20 protein-coding genes are annotated in these 20,406 nt (G+C 57.6%); 12 read left to right on the top strand and 8 right to left on the bottom strand.

All coding sequences use genetic code 11. The annotated features are described in order from the left end of the window. Nucleotides 1–215: 215 nt before the first annotated feature. From EXZ61_RS05080 to EXZ61_RS05070, 3 genes are read left to right on the top strand one after another with little or no spacing between them, the layout of a single operon-like run. Nucleotides 216–1,082, top strand: coding sequence for a MurR/RpiR family transcriptional regulator (locus EXZ61_RS05080; protein WP_142809644.1), 867 nt, complete (start codon nucleotides 216–218; stop codon nucleotides 1,080–1,082). A gap of 38 nt (nucleotides 1,083–1,120) precedes the next feature. Then, entirely contained in the window at nucleotides 1,121–2,119 is a 999-nt protein-coding gene (gene iolG / locus EXZ61_RS05075) for an inositol 2-dehydrogenase (protein WP_142809642.1), read from the top strand. 8 nt (nucleotides 2,120–2,127) lie between these two features. Next, nucleotides 2,128–3,147, top strand: a complete 1,020-nt coding sequence (locus tag EXZ61_RS05070; RefSeq protein WP_142809640.1) for a Gfo/Idh/MocA family oxidoreductase — start codon at nucleotides 2,128–2,130, stop codon at nucleotides 3,145–3,147. Between the two features lie 135 nt (nucleotides 3,148–3,282). On the opposite strand, the gene EXZ61_RS05065 is transcribed toward EXZ61_RS05070, so the two are convergent. Further along, nucleotides 3,283–4,176: an AraC family transcriptional regulator gene (locus tag EXZ61_RS05065; RefSeq protein ID WP_142809638.1), complete on the bottom strand. Its 894-nt coding sequence runs from the start codon at nucleotides 4,174–4,176 to the stop codon at nucleotides 3,283–3,285. Nucleotides 4,177–4,287: 111 nt separating this feature from the next. Between EXZ61_RS05065 and EXZ61_RS05060 the strand changes: the two genes are divergently transcribed. Together EXZ61_RS05060 and EXZ61_RS05055 are read left to right on the top strand one after the other, a co-directional pair. Continuing rightward, the gene (locus EXZ61_RS05060) at nucleotides 4,288–4,779 is read left to right on the top strand and encodes an ester cyclase (protein ID WP_142809635.1); all 492 of its coding nucleotides are present in this window, start codon (nucleotides 4,288–4,290) and stop codon (nucleotides 4,777–4,779) included. A 27-nt stretch (nucleotides 4,780–4,806) separates the two neighbouring features. Next, entirely contained in the window at nucleotides 4,807–5,229 is a 423-nt protein-coding gene (locus EXZ61_RS05055; protein ID WP_142809633.1) for an ester cyclase, read from the top strand. A gap of 161 nt (nucleotides 5,230–5,390) precedes the next feature. Here the strand turns inward: EXZ61_RS05055 and EXZ61_RS05050 are convergent, their stop codons facing one another. The 3 genes from EXZ61_RS05050 to EXZ61_RS22350 all read right to left on the bottom strand — a co-directional run bounded on the left by EXZ61_RS05050 (nucleotide 5,391) and on the right by EXZ61_RS22350 (nucleotide 7,314). Continuing rightward, nucleotides 5,391–5,864, bottom strand: coding sequence for a pyridoxamine 5'-phosphate oxidase family protein (locus tag EXZ61_RS05050; RefSeq protein ID WP_142809631.1), 474 nt, complete (start codon nucleotides 5,862–5,864; stop codon nucleotides 5,391–5,393). 799 nt (nucleotides 5,865–6,663) lie between these two features. Next, on the bottom strand, nucleotides 6,664–7,116 hold the full coding sequence (locus EXZ61_RS05045; protein ID WP_142809629.1) for a porin family protein: 453 nt from the start codon (nucleotides 7,114–7,116) through the stop codon (nucleotides 6,664–6,666). A 75-nt stretch (nucleotides 7,117–7,191) separates the two neighbouring features. Then, nucleotides 7,192–7,314 (bottom strand): hypothetical protein, encoded by a 123-nt coding sequence (locus EXZ61_RS22350; RefSeq protein ID WP_281063821.1) that lies wholly within the window; start codon nucleotides 7,312–7,314, stop codon nucleotides 7,192–7,194. A gap of 620 nt (nucleotides 7,315–7,934) precedes the next feature. Here EXZ61_RS22350 and EXZ61_RS05040 point away from each other — a divergent pair. Further along, entirely contained in the window at nucleotides 7,935–9,797 is a 1,863-nt protein-coding gene (locus EXZ61_RS05040) for a fibronectin type III domain-containing protein (protein ID WP_142809627.1), read from the top strand. Nucleotides 9,798–9,971: 174 nt separating this feature from the next. On the opposite strand, the gene EXZ61_RS05035 is transcribed toward EXZ61_RS05040, so the two are convergent. Next, nucleotides 9,972–11,714, bottom strand: coding sequence for a helix-turn-helix transcriptional regulator (locus EXZ61_RS05035; protein WP_142809625.1), 1,743 nt, complete (start codon nucleotides 11,712–11,714; stop codon nucleotides 9,972–9,974). Nucleotides 11,715–12,020: 306 nt separating this feature from the next. Between EXZ61_RS05035 and EXZ61_RS05030 the strand changes: the two genes are divergently transcribed. The 3 genes from EXZ61_RS05030 (at nucleotide 12,021) to EXZ61_RS05020 (ending at nucleotide 15,744) form a co-directional block, all read left to right on the top strand. Next, nucleotides 12,021–14,786 carry an ImpA family metalloprotease gene (locus EXZ61_RS05030; RefSeq protein ID WP_142809623.1) on the top strand — a complete coding sequence of 922 codons (2,766 nt, stop codon included), beginning with the start codon at nucleotides 12,021–12,023 and terminating at the stop codon, nucleotides 14,784–14,786. 15 nt (nucleotides 14,787–14,801) lie between these two features. Continuing rightward, the gene (locus EXZ61_RS05025; protein ID WP_142809621.1) at nucleotides 14,802–14,990 is read left to right on the top strand and encodes a hypothetical protein; all 189 of its coding nucleotides are present in this window, start codon (nucleotides 14,802–14,804) and stop codon (nucleotides 14,988–14,990) included. 172 nt (nucleotides 14,991–15,162) lie between these two features. Next, nucleotides 15,163–15,744, top strand: coding sequence for a DUF2726 domain-containing protein (locus EXZ61_RS05020; protein WP_168224702.1), 582 nt, complete (start codon nucleotides 15,163–15,165; stop codon nucleotides 15,742–15,744). Between the two features lie 43 nt (nucleotides 15,745–15,787). Here EXZ61_RS05020 and rph read toward each other — a convergent pair whose 3' ends face one another. The 3 genes from rph to EXZ61_RS05005 are packed head-to-tail and all read right to left on the bottom strand — an operon-like array spanning nucleotide 15,788 to nucleotide 18,470. Continuing rightward, entirely contained in the window at nucleotides 15,788–16,519 is a 732-nt protein-coding gene (gene rph / locus EXZ61_RS05015; RefSeq protein WP_142809617.1) for a ribonuclease PH, read from the bottom strand. Between the two features lie 29 nt (nucleotides 16,520–16,548). Next, nucleotides 16,549–17,466 (bottom strand): PP2C family protein-serine/threonine phosphatase, encoded by a 918-nt coding sequence (locus tag EXZ61_RS05010; protein WP_142809615.1) that lies wholly within the window; start codon nucleotides 17,464–17,466, stop codon nucleotides 16,549–16,551. Next, entirely contained in the window at nucleotides 17,463–18,470 is a 1,008-nt protein-coding gene (locus EXZ61_RS05005; protein WP_142809613.1) for a serine/threonine protein kinase, read from the bottom strand. The genes EXZ61_RS05010 and EXZ61_RS05005 overlap by 4 nt, the downstream gene beginning before the upstream one ends. 79 nt (nucleotides 18,471–18,549) lie before the next feature. Between EXZ61_RS05005 and EXZ61_RS05000 the strand changes: the two genes are divergently transcribed. Genes EXZ61_RS05000 through rpoZ form a run of 3 tightly spaced genes read left to right on the top strand, consistent with a single transcriptional unit; the run spans nucleotide 18,550 to nucleotide 20,342 of the window. Then, nucleotides 18,550–19,467: a YicC/YloC family endoribonuclease gene (locus EXZ61_RS05000; protein ID WP_142809611.1), complete on the top strand. Its 918-nt coding sequence runs from the start codon at nucleotides 18,550–18,552 to the stop codon at nucleotides 19,465–19,467. A gap of 34 nt (nucleotides 19,468–19,501) precedes the next feature. Further along, on the top strand, nucleotides 19,502–20,122 hold the full coding sequence (gmk, locus tag EXZ61_RS04995; RefSeq protein WP_142809609.1) for a guanylate kinase: 621 nt from the start codon (nucleotides 19,502–19,504) through the stop codon (nucleotides 20,120–20,122). Between the two features lie 16 nt (nucleotides 20,123–20,138). Continuing rightward, nucleotides 20,139–20,342 carry a DNA-directed RNA polymerase subunit omega gene (rpoZ, locus tag EXZ61_RS04990; protein ID WP_105261191.1) on the top strand — a complete coding sequence of 68 codons (204 nt, stop codon included), beginning with the start codon at nucleotides 20,139–20,141 and terminating at the stop codon, nucleotides 20,340–20,342. Nucleotides 20,343–20,406 lie beyond the last annotated feature (64 nt).

Below are 20,406 nucleotides of genomic sequence, written 5' to 3'. Positions count from 1 at the left end.
AGCAGATACGGCAGCAGTCACCAAGGACTCCCGGCATCTGCGACAAAGTTTATCTATTTTCTTAAATTTTAGAAATGATTTTCTAATAGGGATAAACCCTAGAATAAATATTCGTTCTATGCAAATCCTTTGACGGATAATTTGTTCTGAAAATCCGTGCCATTTGCCACCCGCAAATGGTGTGTTGCCCCCGCGAAACCCAGCGCAAGACAGCCATGAACCCAACCGAACCCAGCAGCGCCCCCGCCAGCGAAGAAGCCTTGATCGCTGCCATTGCGCGCGAATTTGACGGTTTGAGCCGCCAGCTCAAGCAAATTGGCCAGTACGTCGAGCAACACCGTGGTCAGTTGGGCATTCAGTCCATCCAGCAAGTGGCGGAGCTGTGCCAAGTGCAGCCCTCGGCCATTGTTCGGTTTGCCAAACACTTTGGCTTTAGCGGCTACTCCGAGCTGCAAAAACTGTTTCGCGAAGGCCTGGCGCGCCAGATTTCACCCAGCCGGGACTACCAGTCGCGCATTCGCGGTGCCATTGAGTCGGGCGCGCAAAACTTGAGCAGCAGCGACATCGTGCACGCCATGATTGGCGCAGGCATTGCCGGTATGGAAGAGCTTGAAGCCAGCTTGCAAGAGCCCGCATTTGATGCAGCGGTGAACCTGCTGTTTGAGGCTGACACCGTGTGGCTCATGGGTTCGCGCCGCTCCTTTGCCATCACCACCTACTTGGCCTATGCGCTGCAGCACACCGACAAGCGCGTGCAGCACATCACGGCCTTGGGCAATATGCAAGACGGCCAGTTGCGCGGCCTGCGCAAGGGCGACGTGATGGTGGCCATCTCGTTTGCGCCTTATGCGCCGGAAACTGAAACCGTGGTGCGCGAGGCCAGCGAGCGCGGCGCGCACATCATCTGCATCACCGACAGCAGCTTAAGCCCCATGTGCCGCGTGGCGCAAGCCAGTATTTTGGTGAACGAAACCAGCGTGTTTGGCTTTCGCGCACTGACCAACACCATGACGGTGGCGCAAAGTCTTTTTATGGCCCTGGCCTACCGGCTAGAGCTGCAGTACAAGCCCACCCGGGCCTGATTCCTACATTTCACCCCACCACTTAGACGACACCCCCTATGAAAAAAGTAGCACTCTTTGGCGCTGGCCGCATTGGCCGCATTCACGCCGCCAACCTGGCCGCCATGCCCGGCATTGAACTCACCGCCGTGAGCGACCCTATGGCCGCCAACGCCGCAGCCTTGGCCCAAGAGCATGGCGCCCGCGTAGACAGCATTGAAGCCATCTTTGCAGACAAGTCGATTGACGCGGTCGTCATTGGCAGCCCCACCACCACACACAGCGACCTGATTACCCGCGCAGCCCAAGCCGGCAAACACATCTTTTGCGAAAAGCCGGTCGACCTGTCGGCCGAGCGCGCGCAAGCCTGCGCCGCGGTGGTGGCGCAAAACGGTGTGGCCTGCATGATTGGTTTTCAGCGCCGCTTTGACCCCACGTTCAACGAAGCCAAAACCCGCTTAGACCGCGGCGACATTGGCAACCCCGAAATGCTGGTCATCACCAGCCGCGACCCCGGCGCGCCGCCGGTGGAATACATCCAGCAGTCGGGCGGCATCTTCCGCGACATGCTGATCCACGACTTTGACGTGTTCCGTTGGATCTTGTGTGGCGACGGCGACAAGGCCGCATGGCTCAGCGCCACCGGCTCTTGCCTGACCGACCCCGCCATTGGCCAAGCGGGCGACTTCGATTGCACCGCCGTCACCATCAAAACCGTGAAGGGCCGCCTGTGCCAGATCAACACCACGCGCCGCGCGGCCTATGGCTACGACCAGCGCTTTGAAGTCATTGGCTCCAAGGGCATGCTGCAGTGTGGCAACCACAAGCCCAGCGAAGTAACCCAGGCCACCGCACAAGGCACCTCCCACGACAACCCTGAGGCCTTCTTCTTGCAACGCTACGCCGCCGCCTACCGCTTGGAGATTGAGCACTTTTTCACCGTGCTGCAAAAGGGCGGGACCTTCCGCACCACCGTGCAAGACGGTGTGGATGCCCAAGTGCTGGCCGACGCAGCCGCCAAGAGCGCTGCCACCAACCAAATCATCACCTTCAACTGAGGCACACCATGCTGAGAAACCTACGAGTCGGCATTGCCGGTTTGGGCCGCTTAGGCAAGCGCCACGCCGAAGCTCTGGCCCACCAAACCCGCCACTGCGAGTTAGTTGCCGCGTGCAGCCCCGTGACCCAAGAACGTGAGTACGCCACCCAGCAACTGGGTGTGGCCCATGTGTACGAAGACTACGCGGCCATGCTGGCCAACCCCGAGATCGACGCCGTGGTGCTGGTTACCCCCACCTCGCTGCACGCCGACCAAACCATTGCCGCCTTGCAAGCTGGCAAGCATGTGTTGGTAGAAAAGCCCTTGGCCCTGAACGTGACCGACTGCGAACGCGTGCTGGCAGAAGCCGTCAAGCACCCGGCGCTGGTGGCCATGGTGGGCTTTGTGCGCCGGTTTGACCCCAGCTACTTGCATGCCCATACCGCTGTGGCGGCGGGCGACATTGGCAGGCCCTTCTTGGTGCGCTCGCAAACCTGTGACCAAAACGACCCCGAAGGCTTTTTTGTGCGCTTTGCGCCCACCTCCGGCGGCATCTTTATGGACTGCAGCGTGCACGACATCGACCTCGCGCGCTGGATGCTGGGCCGGCCCAAAGCCACCCGCGCCTTTGCCACTGGCACCAACGCACTGCACCCAGCGCTCGCCGAGTTTGGCGACGTAGACAACGGCATGGCCATCGTGGAGTTTGAAGGCGGCCAACGCGCGGTGTTCTACGCGTCGCGCACCATGGCGCACGGCCACGAAACCAGCACCGAAATTATTGGCACCGCAGGCAAGCTCTTGGTTGGGGAGCACGCCGCCAACGACCGCGTGATCCGCAGCGACGCGCTGGGCGTGCGCCACGGTGTGGTCAAAGACTTTTACGAACGCTTCGAAGCCGCCTTCGGCGCAGAGATGTCTGCGTTTGTAGCCGCCTGCCGTGGCGAGCAAGCGCTGACGCTCACACTGTCCGACGCACTAGAAGCCACCCGAATTGGCCTGGCCATCACCCGCTCGCTGCACAGCGGCATGCCAGAGGCTGTGTAGGCACGTAGCCCGGGCGAAACACTGGCAAAAAGTGCCATTTGCGCTCATGGATGTTGCGCAAGCAGCTATTGTTTAGATAGCAATCAAAAAGGAGGCCATTAGCCTCCTTTTTTTGCACCACTATGGCCCAGCGCGCTACACCGACTTGCGAAACGCCAGGGGCGTCATGCCTGTTTCTTTGCGAAAGAACTTCACAAAGTTAGTCGCCTCGTCAAACCCCAAGTCTTGCGCAACCACTTGCATGGCTGCGCTGGTGTGGGCCAGCAGGCGCTTGGCTTCTAAGGCCAGGCGTTGGTGGATCAGTGCCTTGGCAGAAGCGCCTGCCGCTGCTTGGCAGGCGCGGCTCAAGGTCTTGTCGCTCATTCCCAGCGCCTTGGCGTAGTGCTGCACTTGGTGTTGCCGGGTGAAGTCAGACTCCAGCAAGGCGCGAAAGCGCCTGAAACCCTGCTGCCACGTGAGCTCAGCCTGCCCCACCGCTGCGGTTGGTGACTGCCAAACCGACAGGCGTAGCAGCGTCGTCGCCAACTGCAAGCGCAGCAGCTCATTGCGCACGGCCACTTCGACCGCAAGGGCCGCATCCTCTTGCATCTGCCGCATGGCGCGCACCATCCACGCGTGCGCTGCACTGGCTAAGGCGTGCAAGCTTTGCAGGTCTTCCACGCGGCGCAAAAAGTCCATCTCTTGCGCCGCGCGGCTGTTGCCCGCGCCCGCCAGGGTGTCGGGGCGAAACACCATCAGGCAACCGTCCCAGCCCTGCGCAAAGTCATAGCGAAACACCTGGCCTGGCCGCACCAAGAGCCAGTCACCCGCATTGGCCACCAGTGTGCGGAAATCCACCATAGGGTGGGTCTGCCCTTCCAGCACACCAATGAGGCGATAAAAGTCAGCGCGCTGCAGCTTCTCAAAATGCTCGGGCGGCGCCTTTTGCCTAAGCTCAGCAATCGACATCACCTCCACCGCCAAGTGCGAATCTTTAGGCGGATTAAAGCCCACGGGGATGATGGTTTTGGAGCTAGCAGTGGTGGTCATTCTGTCCAGTTTTTACCATAGTTAGTCTTGATTTGACCTCGCCGAAAGCGCGTCGCCGGAAGACACTGAGGGCATTCGCAACTTACTAAGCAATCCCACGAAAGACTGACCATGACACGCTTTACCCTTCGCCCCCTCGTCGCTCTTGCTTTACTCGCAGCCACCGCGCCAAGCTGGGCCCAAACCATGACCGTGGAACAAGCCCGCAAGCAAGTGGCACCGTTCTACGAAATGCTCAACCAGCCCGCCACCAAAGACATCAAAGCGCTGTCCGAGCAAGCCTTGTCGCCCGACTGGAAGTCTTACTCCAGCGAGACCGACTTCAAAGGCCGCGATGGCTTTGTGGCCCAGGTGGGTGGTTTTGGCAAGCTCATCCCCGACCTGAAGTGGGACATCAAAGACGTGCTGGTGGACGGCAACCGCATCATCGTGCGCAGCGAAGCCAGCGGCACACCGGTGGGCCCCTTCTTTGGCGTGGCCCCCAGTGGCAAGAGCTTCAAGATCATGACCATTGACATCCACACCATCAAAGATGGCAAAACCATCACCGCCCACCACGTGGAAGACTGGGCCAGCGCGCTACGTCAACTCTCTGCCAAATAACCCTTCAAGTACCCCAAGGAAATCAAAATGACCAAAGACGAAGTACAAGCCATCGTTGCCCCTTTCTACAAACAGGCCCTCACGGTCAATACCGAGACCACGTCTACGGCTGTGCTGGAAAAAATTCTGGCCGACAGCTTTCAGTCCATCAACAGCCAAGGCAGCAAGGACAAAGCCACGCTCATCCAGCAAGTGGCAGGTTTTTGGAAGCTCATTCCCAACTTGGTATGGGAACCACAGGACCTGGTGATTGGCGTGGACGGCAAAAAAGTCGTGGTGAGAGCGGTGGCCACCGGCTCACCCAAGGGCAACTTCATGGGCATGGAGCTAGACGGCAGCAAGCCCTTCAAGATCGACACCACCGATATCCATGAGATTGACAACGGCCAGATCGTGCGCGTGCACCACCTCGAAGACTGGGCCACGGGTCTGAAGCAGCTCAAAGGCTGATGGGGGGGGGCAGCCAGCCACGCCGCTTGTACCCAAATCCTAAGAAAACAGGCAAAAAATGCGTTCAGCGCTTATGGATATTGCGTAGACAGCTATTGAAACTATAGCAATCACTCAGTAATCGTTTCTGCGGCTTTCAGTTGCCTATGCCGCGTGACAGGTCACCCATCATCGCGTGCTGGCTGCACGCCGTAGGCCCGCATAGCGGATGCAACCTGAGACTGCTCTGTCGTCTCGGCGGCGTAAAGCCGATAGCTAGGAGCGAGGATGGGTTCAATCGCTTTGGCGAGCACTAAGATCACGCTGTGCATGGAAAAACGCGGCCCCGCCTTCGCTTCCAGTGGGGCTGCCCAGTACGCGAAGTCGGCGTCTTGTCTAGGCACATTGCGGGCCTCCCCCGTTACCTTGAAACCCTTTTGGACGAACACATCCACAAAGCTCACGCACACAAGGGGGTTGACTGCAAGGTTGCGCACGCTGGTGGGTGAAGCGATGTTCGCTATGACAAGGTGCTCAGCATCAAAAGCAGCAAAGATTTCCTTGGGTGAGACATTGGGCTGGCCGTTTTCATCAACAGTTGCAAGCCAGCACAGAACGCTGCGGGCGGCGGAATTTCGGACTTCAGGCGACAACATAGGCGTAGAGAAAAAATACAGCGGGTTGGCAACCCAGTGGATCTGAGCTTGCGAACCACTTGCAGGCCCGCTGCAATGGATAGATCGGAGTCATGATTCTCGCTTATCGATGAATGACCAAGTGTCCGCTTCACCAACTACGCAAAATGACCAGAGTGCACCGAGGCGGCGGCACATAGAGCGGTGCAAATTGGTCGCCGTGTGAGAAGCATGAGGTATCTGGATACGAACTTGGCCGCAGTGGCATAAGGCTGTCAGCATGAGTTTTCGGACTCCAATCAATAGCTTGAAGGCGCAGTCCGTGCACCTTAGGACCCGCACTTGGTAGCAGGTGAAGCCAGCTTCATGAATAAGCCCGCTGAGGGTCATAGTCACGCTCCTTTGATTTGGAACTCACTGGTTTATACCTGAGCAAGGCTGACTGTTGGACACAAGCGTACCCCACGTTAGCGCACGGTCACATGGCACGATTCCAACGGTAGAGGCTAGAAGTCAAAGCGCCCCCTGCAGTGGTGCAACGACAAGAACTTGATGTCTTGCACCGATGGCCGTTGACCTCACCGAGCCGCTTCAAGGCAGACACCCTCTAGCGCTTATAAAAACTGCGCAAGCAGCTATCTAAACCGTAGCACTTAGCGCAAAGCTATCGTCCGCCAAACGCCAGCCGACGCAGTGCTGCGCTGTACACCGCGCGACCGTGCAAAAGGCACAGCGTCTATCAATTAGCGCCCATTCATTTCAGGCAGGCTAAGGCGATGAATAAGCCCACCGAAGTGGGCATTTCACGTGCGAGAGGCAATCAGAACTTGGCAACTAGCCCAGCGCTAAGCAATGAAACATCGTTGTTGCTGAGGCCTGAAACGCTGTTGTAAGACGTGTAGGCGACACGAACGCCGAGCGCTTCTGTGATTTTTGCGTCGTAACCCATACCGAACAAGGCGCCAGAACCGCTCGTCGTTTTGCTTTCTATTCCAGACACGCCTCCAATAACTCCGCTAACGTCTGTTTGTGTACTGAGTGTGTGTCCGCCAATGCGGATAAACAGGCCATTGAGTCCAGTGGAGTGGCTTGGACGAATCAGCGCAGAGTAATCAACGCCATTGGTTTTCGTTGTCGCACTAAGGGAATAAGCTACTGCGCTACGGCTTACACCAGAAACTGTGGCGCTTGCTGTACTCGTAGTGATGTAGCCCAATTCGGCACCAAAGTTTTCAGAGATTGCAAGACCGCCAAAGAAACGACCAGCACTCATCCCCGCATCTTGAGTGCTAGTAGCTGTACCGCCCACTGCGTTTACAAAGCCAGAAGCAATACTGGTTTGGTCTTTTCACTTGAAGGACGCAAACTCTGCGCCCATGTAAGCTTTAGATGCATTGGAGTCTTGGGCAAACGCAGTGGTTGCACCGAGGCAAATTGCCGTGACAGCAGCGGCTTGAAAAAACGATTTCATGTATTCCTTGTTGGTATGAGACTCGCCGACTAGTGGCGAAAAAAGTAAGTGACTGAAGGACTCTTTGGCCCTTTGCTTGGATTCCGACGACGCACCTAGCAGCCTAGTGACACGAGAGAGTTATCTATACGCCATCAGCGCTCAGCAATGCGACAAATATGCTCGGACTGAATCAACAGCTCCATATGCAAGGCAGACGCAATCGTGCGGAGCCATATCGCTCCCCCCGCAAGCGGGGCGACTAAATTGCAACGAAAAGTGTTGCTGGCCAGGACGACCGGGTCACGTTGATGCGCTCGCTCAACGAATGAACACCCGATCAGAAACACTCGATTTCGCCCATGAATAATACACAAGCAGCTATCAATTAAAGAGCAACCATCACGCAAGCGAAGCACTGTAGCCACGCTTGCTATTTGTAAGCCACACGTAACGCCGATCCAGGGTAAGCGTATTTGTAGCAAGGGTGAGCGCCCATGCCATAGGGATATGTTGCTCGCTTTCATAAGCTGCGGCCTGCGTCGTTAGGCCCTCTGTGCCAGCTGGGCTTGACCCGCTTCATTGCCAATAGTCGACGGCGCAATTTTTGCCACTTTGCACCCCGACTTTCGATGAAACCCATGTCCACCCGCGTTAGCACAATCACCCTCATGACGGCACTGGCCGTGGCCGCCTTATCTGCCTGCGGAGGTGGCGAGAAAGACGCATTAGGCGCTACGACAGGTAGCCCCAGCGCACCAATCGGTCCTGGGCCCGTAGACCCAGAGGCACCCCCAAGCAGTCCAAGCAGTCCAAGCAGTCCAAGCAGTCCAAGCACTTCAGCAACGCCCATAACGCCTGTATTCAGAGTGGTGGTAGTGAACGACACCAGCATGTTGCTGACGTGGCCTGTGGACACCAATACGACCCGCTATGTGATTACACGCAATGGGGTCCCTATTGCCTCACCTGCAGTAAACATCAGCAAGGGCACGTTTACGGATGCAGGCCTAATCCCATCCACCGCCTATACCTACACCGTGCAGGCCTGCAACGCCACGTCCTGCTCAGCCGTTGGCACAGCGCCCGCCAAGAGCACGATGACGAGCGCCTTGGCCACAGCCGTCACTGCGAACGGCAGCGACTTCTATACGAAATCGATCTTGCTCGACAACGTGCCAGACCTGCCGGCAGATATCCCCACCTTCGCCGCGACGCCGTACAACTCGTTCAAAGGCACTACCAGCAAAGGCAACGATGCATGGAGCACCAAGCGGCAGGACATCATCACTTGGTACAACGCCATACGCTTCGGTGACAACACGGTCTGGAAAGAATACACAGGCACCACTCCGGTCTTTGCCGAACTCCCAAAGTGGGAGGTGGGTGCTTACCGCATGGGCATTTTGAACAAGCAATGGCAGACCAATGCGCTGGATTTTTACAACTTTGCGCGTGCCTTGTTTGGTGCCCAGTGGAATTACATGTCTGGCTACAAAACAGTTGCAGCCCAAGCTGCGGCCATGTCCAACCTCAACGGCGGTCATGGGCCATCACCGGTGGATGCCGCCGCTATAGGAATAGGGGGTCCCATGTTTGACGCCATTGCTTTCGCGCGAAGCACAAGCAACTTGATGGGCGGTCCAGTCAAGACAACGAACGATTACGGCGCGATGACTTCATTTCCCATGAACTCAAAGTTAGCGTCCATCTGGAGCGAGTCCGAATCTGGCCGCATTGCAGAAATGGGCCACCGCTCCGCATTTATGTATGCCCCAGGCCGTGACATTGGCATTGGTGGGGTCAGTGGATATCACACATGGATGGCCTATGGCGGCGATCCAAAGGCAAACAATGGCCAACTGCTGGGTGCTGTTGAGCAAAAAGCAATGTTTGATCGCTGGCCGGTTGGGCCCATGCCTGCGGGAGGGGTGCAAACCTGGCCTTCGCACGGTTACTTTCCCTTCTTTATGCTGCGCGGCAATAACCAAGCTTGGAGCACCAAGCTATTTGGTGGCACCGGCGCGAACCCGACCGTGACACGCCCAGTAAAAGGAGAGCGCATCAACCTCAAAATGGAATACTTTGTTCACACCCAAGATGGGGACCTGACCACGCTCGCTGCCCCCGTGCAGACCATAACGCTCACGGCGGTGGTGGGTGACCCCAAAGGTGGCAGCGGGCCAGACTATGCCAACGCAGAAATGATTCCTAGTGGTGGCACGGGTGCACAGTTCCAGCAGGGTGGCGGCTACTACTTCACCGCAAACGGTTACTCGTTCCCCTTTGAATGGCGCATGCCGACCGGCTGGTACAACGAGATGGCCAAAGACCTCGCAAGTACGAACCCTGCGCCTCGCTACCACACCGTGCGCGCCACTTTCATGAGCGATGGCAACGGTTTCAAAGTCAAAAATCCGTTTTACATGAACCCCACCGTTGACGCACCCCTGGTGATCCAAACCACGTTCTTTGATATCCAGCGCCAGACAGGTGCGAACTAAAACACAAGCAGCCTAGGCAAGCCAGCCCCATGAGCTAGAGGGCTAGGCTTGCGGCTGCAATGGGGCCTCAGTGAATTAGGTACACGAGAAAAAGCACCCTGTGCGCCCATGGATACCGCGCCGCAAGCTACAAATTACAGAGCACGCAACGCATATCAGTTGTGCGCTGCAGCCTCACAGGCGAGCAGCCAAGGCCACCAGCTGCGCCATAGTTGGCGCTGGAACTTGGGTTGCCAAGTCAGCCTCTAGCGCCTTGCGCGCAGTGCTTGCCGGATCATTCACCACGGCCTCAGCCCAAGCAATGGAAAGCGCCAGTACGCGACCAGCACCGTCCGTTGCGGTATAGCGCGCGCGCAGCAGTTGTAGCAGGCTGGGCGGTACATCCCACGCGGCGAGTAGGAGCCAGGTGAAGTCCACGCCGTCTTCGTACGGCCCTTGCAACTCCGGTGCGGCGAGTGCGCCAAGGTTATGGGCCATGGCGGCTAGCGCCAAGCGCGCTGGCATGTCGGCCTGCATATTGGCAAGCAGATGCGGTGCCAACAACACGCTGGCGCGGGCGGCCAAGTTGGCAAGCTGCCAGGCCTTGGTGGCCTTGACTTCCGCTGCAAGTTCATGTTTAGGCAAGCTTGCGTCTACCAAGTTGCACAGCACGTAAAACGGCACGCGCTCTAACAACGCCGCATCGAGCGCGCAAGCGCCCACCGGCAGCTGGCCTGCGTGCATGCAATAAGCCAGCAGGCGCAGGTGCAGCACGGGGTCGGCACGCAAGGCCGCACACATGGTATTGGCTTCGTAGTTGCTCTGCGCCAGCGACTCGCGCACATAGGCGAGCTGGGGGCTATGGCGATGCCAAGCAGAAGGCGCGCTCCAGTCGGTGTCGCGGCGCTCCCCCACCCAGCGCTGCGCGGCCTTGCGGCATTGCGCAAGAGTGATGCCAAAGCGCTCTCGGAATGCCCGCTCCAGCGCACTGCGGTCCCCATAGCCAGTGCGCAGGGCAATGCTCTCTGTTCTTTCGTCGGTGTTGAGTACTGCATCCATGGCGGTGCGCGCGCGCTGCGCGGCCAGCAGCGCAGAGAAGCTGCTGCCTGACTGTGCCAGTTGGCGGCGCAGTGTGCTGGCCCCCAAGGACAGCTCTGCGGCGGCCAGTTCCAGCCCCACGTTGGCCAAGCTGCTGCGCTGACCCAGCCAGTTCACCACGCGCCGCAGCGTGGTGTTGCGCTGCAGTGCACTGTTAAGGCGTCGCTCAAACATAGGGCGGATGGCCTTGCGCAGCGCCTCGCTGGCGCCGGGCAGGTGCAGCTTGCACACGGCTGTGCTGTAGCCCAATGCAAACTCTGCAGCGCCCCAGCGCGGCTCAACCCCCAACAGCTCTAACAGCTCTGTATTGTCTGTAGCGGCGTTGGTCATTAACTCCACGTACTCAGCGGCCAAAGGCACGCCAGTGATGTCGCGTAGCACCCGCATGAGCCACACCACGATAGCCTCATAGCGCAGCCGCATGCCGAGCCGGTCCACCAGCACCGTGGGGCTCACCACCAGGCGCACGGTATTGCCACGGTGCTCAATGGCAATGCGCCCGTCCGGAAACAAGAGGTTGCTCATGCGGGCAATCTCGTCGAATGCATCTTGCAAGGTGGCGTGAGCGCGTAAGTAGTACACCAGCCCGTCACCCGCGCCTAGGTCTAGCTCACCAGCGAGCCAAGCAATGGCGTGGGGGTCGCCCTGGGCGTGCAGCCACTCGCCAATTTGCAAGGCCATTTCGGGCAACAAAGGTGCAGGGTCTGAAGGTGCCACGCGGCGCAAGCCAAAGTGGGTTTGCAAGGTGTGCAACGCATCAGGCTGGCTGCGGTAACGCGCCAGCAAGACTTGGAAGTGCCGCAACTGCGGCACATATTCGTAAGCGTAATCGTCGTACATCGTCAACGCTGCGGGGGTGCAGGGTGAATCAATTGGGGAGTGTTGTAAGTGCCGCCACTGAGCGCATTTGCAGCATGGGTGAGCGTCAAGGTAGCAGCCTAAAAGGGTCGAGGCTTCTAAGCTCGTTTACTGGGAATCTTATCAGCAGCCCAGTGGACGCTCGCCTGTGCGTGAGCGTTTGGAATTCACCTGATTAGGCGTAACTGCCGTAGTAAGCGGACTGCAGCATGCGGAGATGACCGTCACAGTAACTTACAAATTAGTGCACCAGTTTACACAAAAAAACATATGTTGGGTACGTCAATTTTGAGAAAACAATCGATTCTTGCGCTTACGTCGTTAGTGGTCCTGAGTTTGGTCGCCTGTGGCGGCGGCGACAAAGGCTCCGGTTCTGCGACCAGTTCGGCCACTGGCACCACCAGCACACCCTCGCCCTCCGCCCCCACTGCTACGCCCAGCACGGATGCGATCACCTTGGCCTTGCAAACGGGCGACCCACGCGCGCTCACCGCCACCGACCGCGACGTTTTGATGCAGCGCGCCCTTGCCACTGCCACAAGCTTACGCAGCAAGCAAAGCCAAGCGCTGAGCTCGATGTACAGCGCAGACATCACGCAGCTCGCATTGGACCATTCCAACAGCAGCATCTCCATCACCGCCACCAAAACCACGATTGCCACGCCCTTGATCGTGTCCGACAGCGGCACGGGTATGGCCGCCATTGCACAAGTGGGCACAGGCCGGGGCCTGGCTTACGGCGCCAACGTGCTGGGCATGATGGCGGGAACCACCACCCAGCAGCAGCACTTACCGCTATTCACACGCGCATTCAGGTGGCTGATGACGGGTGACGGCGCAGGCGCACTGCCAGCCAACTTTGCAGTGGCCACCGCGGGCTACGACGTCAACAGCGTGAAGCAATTTGCCACTCGCGTGGGCAGCACCGCCACTGCAAGCAGCTGCAAAATTGAAGACCCCAGCAACACCTGCTGGCAGACCCTGGACTTGATGGTGTTTGGTGGTGACACTGTGAACAGCGCGGGCCTGAGCGCTTTGGTGCGCAGCTACTTGGAGGCCGGCAAGGCGGTGATGTACATGCACACCAAAGGCTGGCAAGACTCAGCGGGAGGGCGCAGCGTGGTCAACGCGCTGGGTATGTCCATGGGTGGCTACCCTGGCAACTATTTTGCCAGTGATACCAACCTCATCAAGTCGGTAGGCAGCACCCGCACGCGTGAGGCGAGCTTGGCCAATGGCGACCAGTTTGGCGCCTTGGCCACCACGCTCAACCTAATGAGTCGCAACGATGTGAAGCTAGACCTGGCCAACGACCGGTCTACGCTCAAAGCCATCGACGCGATCCACAACGGGCTCGCCGCCATACAAAGCAGTGGTGGCGATGTGTTTGCCGACCCTGATGCCGACCTGTACCGCAGCCTTATTTTGTGGGCCGACCAGTACCGCACCGGCGTGGTGTACGGCGCGCCGCTGGCGATAAGCGGAGATTCGGACCAATTTTTGCGCACCTACGCCTCGGACTCTTGGTTGGCATTTAACCGTGCGGCCACCACCGTGCCGCCCAAGGGCTCTGGCGACTACATGCCTGCTGCCGCAGCCGCATTGCCGGTTGCAGCTGACTTTGAGTCGATCGATGTCACCATTCCGCAGTCCAGCGGCATCACACTGATTGGCCGAGGAGCAGTGCCAGGCAAGACCGTGACAGTGCAAATTGACGACGCAGCGGGCGTCACGTCCTTAGGCCTGCAAACCAGCTATTTGCGTGTGTGGGGGAGCCCGATCGATGAGGCGGTGTACAAACGCCCACGCCGTCCCAACTCATTTGGCATTCCGCTTTCCAAACAAAAAGACACGGTGTTTGTCACACCCTTTGGCGGGCCCTTGATGCTGAGTTACAGCGGTGCCACGGCGGGCAGCGTGGTGAAGCTGCGAATCAAAGGCGGTGCGAAGTACGCGCACTATGACTTCACCCGCAACCCGTCGCAGGCCGAGATTGCCGAAGCGTCTGCAGCCCTAAAACGTGGTGACTTTGGCTGGCAAACCAACAAGCTAGTGGGCGGCGAAGTGCAGCAAACCATTGGCTACGCCAAAAGTGCCATGGGCACTTTGAGCCCTGAAGACTATGTGGTGGGCCGCCTCAAAAACATGCTGTTTGACAGCAACCACTTTGCCAACGGCTACAACAACATGCCCATGTCAGACCGCGCCCAAGCGCTGTGCGATGGCTTGGGGTGGACCTGTACAGGGCCCTTGCACCGCGCCCCCGGCGTGCAGCATTTCATTGGCTGGATTGCAACATGCGGCTTTTTGTGCTCCGGCAACCCGTCTGACGGATTTGCAGGCATTGGCAGTGGCTGGGGCCACGCCCATGAGTTGGGCCACAACACGGTGCAACGCGTGATGCACATTGCCCCCAATGGCAAGGGCTGCGTGGTGGAGTGTGACAACAACATTCTGGCCAGCGCCACCATGCTGCGCCAAGCAGCCTTGCTGGGTGAAGACACCGGCCACAGCCTCGACCACAAAGGCCTGTACGCCTACATTGTGGCTAACCGTGCGACCAACCTAGCGGGGGAGGCTTTGCGTGCCGATATGGAAGTCAGGCTATGGCAAGGCCCTAGCCAAGACCCCATGCGCGCGGTGCATTTTCAGATGGCTTTTCAGTACAGCAAGCTGCGCGCTGCACTGGCGCAACCTACGATGGAGAGCACTTTGGAGTTTTTCCAACTGCTGACCAAGGGCGACCGACTGGTGGCCCGTGCCTGGGATGCCAACAACAAGGCCAAGTACGGCATGGGTCGATTTGCGAATAACACGATTGAAAACGAAGACCTGTTCTACGTGCTGAGCTCCAAGATCATTGGCCAAGACATGCGCAAGCATTTTGCGATGTACGGCATTCCGCTAAGCCAAACCGCGCTGGACTCTGTGGCCGATTTAGCTCTGCCCATAGCTCCACTCACCTTCTATGCCTTGGCTCCTGGCAAGCACAACCAGCTGGCGACCGGCCAGTGGACCCCTATCGACGCGGCAACGCCCGCCTACCCGTTCTAAATGCATCTGACCGCCATGAGTTACTACGACACCCCCAAACCCCGTGCTACGCAACCAGCGCAGCATTTACTCGGCAACAAAGATGTAGACGACCTGTGCCACAGCGATGAAGCGTTGGTGCAGTTGTATGAAATAGACGGCGAGGTGGAAACCCCACGTTGGAGCGAGAAACGGCGCGCCGCTTTTCTCACCGAGGCAAGCTAAGTCCGGCCTTTTGCGCGGGACATGCCGTATGTCCATTGGGGCTTTGGTGCCTGATCAATTGTGCTCACCGAGGTGAGCTTTCACAGTAGGAAGCACTATGTTGGGCCCTTTATTCACCTATCTTTTTCCCGACAGGAAAAAGGCTGAAAAGCGAGCGCTGATTGCGAGGCTCATGAAGGCAACCGCGGCGGAATTTCCGCTGCGAAAGCGCAAGCTACTCAATCAGCAAGAGTACGAGATTTATCAGCTGGTCAGGCATGTTTACGAAGGCCAGGACGTCTTGGTCAAGACATCGCTAACAAGAATGGTGGTGAGCGCAGATGAAGCGAAAACGCAGGCGCTGTTTCAATGCATTGAGCATCTGGTGTTTCTCTTTGTAGTGATGGATGCTGAGACCCATGTGCTCGCATGCATCGACTTTTACGACCCCGCATCAAGAAAGAGAAAAGATGTGAGGCTTAAAGCTTCCATCATGGCCTCACTAGGCATTGATTACTGGGTGCTGAGCAGCGACTACTTAGACGACCTTAAGAAGGTGCAAGCAAAGTTCGACTTTTCAAAAGTTGGCCAAGCAACGTTTCAAAACTCTGCGGACGAAGCCCATAGCAATGACTTCACGCACGCAAAGGCACAGCTCCACGAGCGACTCAAAGACCGACGCAACGAAGTAAGGGGCTTTGGGGATAGCTCCCCCCCTGGGTCTGAGTTTGGAACGAGTGCCAACTCTTTCTTGCTCCCCCTTGATGAGCGCTAAAGAGAAAATGTGCCGATTGCGCCCGCAGCTATTGCGCTAGTCGCTATAAATTACGTAGCGCCTCTTGCTGCAGACGCATCAGCTCGGTAACGCCTTTCTCAGCCAAATCGAGCAACTGATTCATCTCGGTCCGGCTAAAAGCCTGGCCTTCAGCCGTACCTTGTACTTCGACAAAGTGGCCCGCGCCCGTCATGACCACATTCATGTCGGTGTCGCAGGCAGAGTCTTCGGTGTATTCCAAATCCAAAAGCGGCGTGCCATGCACCACGCCCACTGAGATAGCCGCCACACTGGCCACGATAGGGCTTTGGCTGAGCTTGCCGCTAGCCAGCAAGCCATTTACTGCGTCTTGCGCCGCTACAAAGGCGCCCGTGATGGCGGCGGTGCGGGTGCCGCCGTCGGCCTGAATCACATCGCAGTCCAACTGGATGGTGCGCTCGCCCAAGAGCGTGAGGTCGAACACCGCGCGCATGGAGCGGCCAATAAGGCGCTGAATCTCTTGCGTTCGCCCGCTTTGCTTGCCCTTGGCTGCCTCGCGGTCGCTGCGCTTGTGGGTGGCCCGGGGCAGCATGCCGTATTCGGCGGTGACCCAGCCTTCGCCACTGCCCCGCTTATGCGGCGGCACTTTGTCTTCCACGCTGGCGGTGCACAGCACTTTGGTGCCACCAAATTCGATGAGCACAGAGCCTTCGGCGTGCACGGTGTAGTGCCGGGTGATGCGCACAGGGCGCAGTTGGTCGGCCGCACGGCCTTCGCTGCGAATAAATTCAGCCATAGTTGAACCTTTGGTGGGCCCCTGCGGGGCTAAGTCTTGCGCTCGGCGGAGCGGCGGATCGCTTCATTGATCTCGGCAATGGAGCGCTCGATGGCGGCGTCATCCAAGTCGTCTTCCGCACCATCCAGCCAACCTGCTTGCACGGTCGAAGCGAATACGCCTTCATCAATATGGTCCGTAGAGATCGTGCCACGGGTGGACTCAAAGTTGTCGGGCGTCTCCCACTCTACGGCGATCAGCGTTACGTTGTCGCTGTGGGTGCCCGCCTTGATCAAGGCCCGCTCCACCAAATCAGGCGCGGCAACGGCGACTGGCTTTTGGCCCAAATGGAACACGATATCGGCATCGTCTATAGAACCCCATAGCCCGTCGGAGCACAGCAGGACCTTATCCCCCTGCTGCAAAGAGACGGGGCCAACAATGTCGAACGTGGGTTTCGACGGCGACCCCAAACAGGTAAACAGCACATTGCGGTTAAAGGATGCAGGGAGATCTGCTTTAGGCCCAGTACCCGTCTGGCGCTGCTCCAAGTAAGAATGGTCCCGTGTGCGCGCCACTAACTCACCTTGGCGCACAAAATACAGTCTGGAATCGCCACAGTGCATCCAGCTCACAGCTCCGTTTTGCATGATGGCCGCCACCAGTGTGGTGCGCGGGGTGTCCATCAGCCCGTGCTCGGCGGCATAGCGCAAGATCTGCCGATGGGCCGTCATCACTGCCATGCTGAAGAAGGCCTTGACGTCTTTGACCTCAGGTTGCGCTTCTTTTTGATACAGCGCGGAGATGACTTGCAGTGCGATCTGGGCCGCCACTTCCCCCTCCGGGTGGCCCCCCATACCGTCAGCCAATAAAAACAAACCCGAGCTTTTGGTATAGCAATAGCCCATGCGGTCTTCGTTCTTGTCTCGTCCACCGCGGCGGCTAATTTGAAACACCGAAAACTTCATGAGGATTTTTCCCCACGGCCCAGGCCACCTTGCACTGTTTTCTTGGTGTCAGCCACGATGGTGTCAAACTGCATGCGCACCTTTTCGCCGACACTCAGCTTGGTGTAACGCCGTTCACCCTCACGGCTCAACTCTTTTTGCAAGGCAAACACCGACTGCGGTCTTGAGAGCGGATCTAAGGACATGCACCACTCCACCACTTCAATCAAGTTGTCTGAATACACCCCACGCAAGCGGGCTAACGCAGTACCTATGCGGTCCTTCTCCAAGCGCTGCGGGGCTTCATTGGGCGGATAGCCCTGCATACAAGCGTAGATACACGCCCCTATGGCATAGATGTCCGTCCACGGGCCCATGGGCGCGTCTCGGCGGTACATCTCTGGCGCAGCAAAGCCCGGGGTATACATGGGGCGAATGAAGTTACCTTCTTTGCTCAACACTTCACGTGCAGCGCCAAAGTCGATAAGCACCGAGCGGTTGTCATCGGTAATAAAAACATTGGCGGGTTTGATGTCTAAGTGCAGCATCTTGTGCTGGTGCACGATGCGCAAACCGCGCAGAATTTCGTCGAACAAGGAACGGATGGTGGACTCGCGAAAGACCTTGCTTTGTTTGAGATCGCGCGCTGTAACAATGAAATCTTGCAGGGCCCAGCCCTCCAAGTAGTTCATGACCATGTACACGGTCTCGTTTTCGCGGAAAAAATTCAACACACTCACCACGGAGGGATGAGAGATTTGGGCCAGTGAGCGCCCTTCTTCAAAAAAACTCTTGAGCCCTAGCCGGTACAAAGACAGCTTTTCTGGAGCAACCTTAGGTAGCAACTCTCCGGGCGCACGTGAGGCCAAGGATGACGGCAAGTATTCCTTGACAGCCACTTGCTGGCCATCGGAATCCAAGGCCAAGTACACCAGTCCAAAGCCCCCCGCAGCAACTTTACGAACAATGCGGTAGCCACCGATTACGGAGTCAGGGGGTAAGGGTGCTGGCTTGACCTTTGACATAAATTTGGAGTTGGTATCTCGTCTGGTGCATCTGAACCGGGTTATTCTCGGAGCCGTTCCAACGTCCCGAGAAACCGCCATGGCAGTTTACAGCATGACTGGCTATGCCAGTGCACAGCACAGCACAGCCAATTCCGCCGTTGACGGCGAACCTAAAAACCCACTGGTCAGTCAGCTGGGCTTGGAAATTCGCTCCGTCAATAGCCGCTTTTTGGATTTGTCATTCAAGTTGCCCGAAGACTTGCGGCCTTACGAGCCCGCGCTGCGCGATTTGCTCATTGCCAAGCTCAAGCGAGGCAAGGTGGAAGTGCGTGCATCCGTGGAAACCAGCAGCTCTAGCAGTGTGCCAGACCCCAGCCCCAAACTGCTGCAGCGGCTCAACGCGGTACAAGACAATGTAAAAGCGTGGCTCCCACAGGCCAACCCACTCAGTGTGGCCGATGTGTTGCGCTTGTGCGCCGCTGAGCAGTCCAGTCACCATGACTGGAGCGGCACAGTGCTGCAAGTGGCCGAAAAGGCGCTCAAAGAGCTACTGAGTGCACGCCAACGCGAAGGCGCGCGCTTAACTGCCATGCTGAGCGACCACGTGTCACAGATTCGCACTTTGGTGCAGCAGGCCAGTCCGCTAGTTCCCCAGTTAGTGGCTCAGCAACGCCAGCGTTTTCTAGACCGCTGGAAAGAGGCCATGGCTTTGACAGACGGCACCACACTGCCTGAAGCCGCGCAAGACCGGGCGCTCACGGAAGCAACGGCGTTTGCCATTCGAATTGATGTTGCAGAGGAAATAACCCGGGTCAATTCACACCTTGACGAGATAGAACGGCTGCTAAAAAAGGGGGGTGAAGTAGGTAAGCGGCTGGACTTTTTGATCCAAGAACTGCACCGCGAGGCCAACACCATGGGCTCCAAGTCGGCGGCATTGGAGTTGACGCATATTTCGGTAGACATGAAGGTCCTGATAGAACAGATGCGCGAACAGGTACAGAACATAGAATAGGGTGACTTCAGCTACCGCCTCCAGCGCCCTTTGTATGGAATACCCCGGGAACCTTTTTGTCGTCGCCGCCCCTAGTGGGGCTGGCAAGTCCAGCTTGGTAAAAGCATTGCTTGAGCTAGATTCGCATGTTCAACCGTCTGTGTCACACACTACCCGCCCGCCGCGTGGCCAAGAAAAGCACGGGCGCGAGTACTTCTTTACCTCCCAACAAGAGTTTGATGCGATGGTCGCGGCCAATGCGTTTGTCGAATGGGCCCACGTGCACAACAACCGTTACGGCACTAGCAAGAAAGCCATTGAAGACCGCATGTCACATGGCGAAGATGTGATTTTGGAAATTGACTTTCAAGGCGCAGTCCAAATCAAGAACATCTTTGCGAACGCGGTGTGTATTTTTATCCTCCCGCCGAGCTGGGAAGAGCTGCGTTCACGCTTGGAGCGACGCGGGGAAGACAAGCCCGATGTCATTGAAATGCGCATGAAGAACGCCCAGGTTGAAGTTGCACACGCGGAAAAATTCGATTTCGTTATAATTAACGAGTTGTTTGACCGAGCGCTTTTCGATTTGAAGGCCATCGTTCACTCCCAACGGCTCAAATTTGCAGCGCAGCGTCGCGCCAGAGCCGAAACGTTCAAAGCGTTGCATATCCCCTAGTCTTTCGGAGAATCCCATGGCCCGTATCACAGTAGAAGACTGCCTTGTGCAGATCCCCAATCGTTTTCAATTGGTATTGGCGGCAACCTACCGTGCACGCATGCTGAGCCAAGGGCATACACCCAAGATTGAAAGCAAGAACAAGCCAGGCGTTACCGCTTTGCGTGAAATCGCTGCTGGCAAAGTCGGCATTGAAATGCTGAAAAAAGTACCCCTGTAAATCAGGCGCACGGAAAAGGGCACCGCAAGCGGTGCTTTTTTTTCGCCTGAACGAGACACGAAAA

This window comes from Rhodoferax aquaticus (genome assembly GCF_006974105.1).
GTDB classification, from domain to species: domain Bacteria; phylum Pseudomonadota; class Gammaproteobacteria; order Burkholderiales; family Burkholderiaceae_C; genus Allorhodoferax; species Allorhodoferax aquaticus_A.
The sequence above is the reverse complement of the archived record's forward strand: the minus strand, read 5'-3'. Positions and strand labels throughout refer to the sequence as shown.

What these genes read in the sequence shown, in the direction of transcription:
- EXZ61_RS05025 (WP_142809621.1), top strand. Translation starts at nt 14,802, where the DNA reads ATGAGTTACTACGACACCCCCAAACCCCGTGCTACGCAACCAGCGCAG.
- EXZ61_RS22350 (WP_281063821.1), bottom strand. Translation starts at nt 7,314, where the DNA reads ATGAAATCGTTTTTTCAAGCCGCTGCTGTCACGGCAATTTGCCTCGGT.
- rph (WP_142809617.1), bottom strand. Translation starts at nt 16,519, where the DNA reads ATGGCTGAATTTATTCGCAGCGAAGGCCGTGCGGCCGACCAACTGCGC.
- EXZ61_RS05040 (WP_142809627.1), top strand. Translation starts at nt 7,935, where the DNA reads ATGTCCACCCGCGTTAGCACAATCACCCTCATGACGGCACTGGCCGTG.
- iolG (WP_142809642.1), top strand. Translation starts at nt 1,121, where the DNA reads ATGAAAAAAGTAGCACTCTTTGGCGCTGGCCGCATTGGCCGCATTCAC.
- EXZ61_RS05080 (WP_142809644.1), top strand. Translation starts at nt 216, where the DNA reads ATGAACCCAACCGAACCCAGCAGCGCCCCCGCCAGCGAAGAAGCCTTG.
- EXZ61_RS05070 (WP_142809640.1), top strand. Translation starts at nt 2,128, where the DNA reads ATGCTGAGAAACCTACGAGTCGGCATTGCCGGTTTGGGCCGCTTAGGC.
- EXZ61_RS05020 (WP_168224702.1), top strand. Translation starts at nt 15,163, where the DNA reads ATGAAGGCAACCGCGGCGGAATTTCCGCTGCGAAAGCGCAAGCTACTC.
- EXZ61_RS05060 (WP_142809635.1), top strand. Translation starts at nt 4,288, where the DNA reads ATGACACGCTTTACCCTTCGCCCCCTCGTCGCTCTTGCTTTACTCGCA.
- EXZ61_RS05055 (WP_142809633.1), top strand. Translation starts at nt 4,807, where the DNA reads ATGACCAAAGACGAAGTACAAGCCATCGTTGCCCCTTTCTACAAACAG.
- rpoZ (WP_105261191.1), top strand. Translation starts at nt 20,139, where the DNA reads ATGGCCCGTATCACAGTAGAAGACTGCCTTGTGCAGATCCCCAATCGT.
- gmk (WP_142809609.1), top strand. Translation starts at nt 19,502, where the DNA reads ATGGAATACCCCGGGAACCTTTTTGTCGTCGCCGCCCCTAGTGGGGCT.
- EXZ61_RS05005 (WP_142809613.1), bottom strand. Translation starts at nt 18,470, where the DNA reads ATGTCAAAGGTCAAGCCAGCACCCTTACCCCCTGACTCCGTAATCGGT.
- EXZ61_RS05000 (WP_142809611.1), top strand. Translation starts at nt 18,550, where the DNA reads ATGGCAGTTTACAGCATGACTGGCTATGCCAGTGCACAGCACAGCACA.
- EXZ61_RS05050 (WP_142809631.1), bottom strand. Translation starts at nt 5,864, where the DNA reads ATGTTGTCGCCTGAAGTCCGAAATTCCGCCGCCCGCAGCGTTCTGTGC.
- EXZ61_RS05045 (WP_142809629.1), bottom strand. Translation starts at nt 7,116, where the DNA reads ATGAGTGCTGGTCGTTTCTTTGGCGGTCTTGCAATCTCTGAAAACTTT.
- EXZ61_RS05035 (WP_142809625.1), bottom strand. Translation starts at nt 11,714, where the DNA reads ATGTACGACGATTACGCTTACGAATATGTGCCGCAGTTGCGGCACTTC.
- EXZ61_RS05010 (WP_142809615.1), bottom strand. Translation starts at nt 17,466, where the DNA reads ATGAAGTTTTCGGTGTTTCAAATTAGCCGCCGCGGTGGACGAGACAAG.
- EXZ61_RS05065 (WP_142809638.1), bottom strand. Translation starts at nt 4,176, where the DNA reads ATGACCACCACTGCTAGCTCCAAAACCATCATCCCCGTGGGCTTTAAT.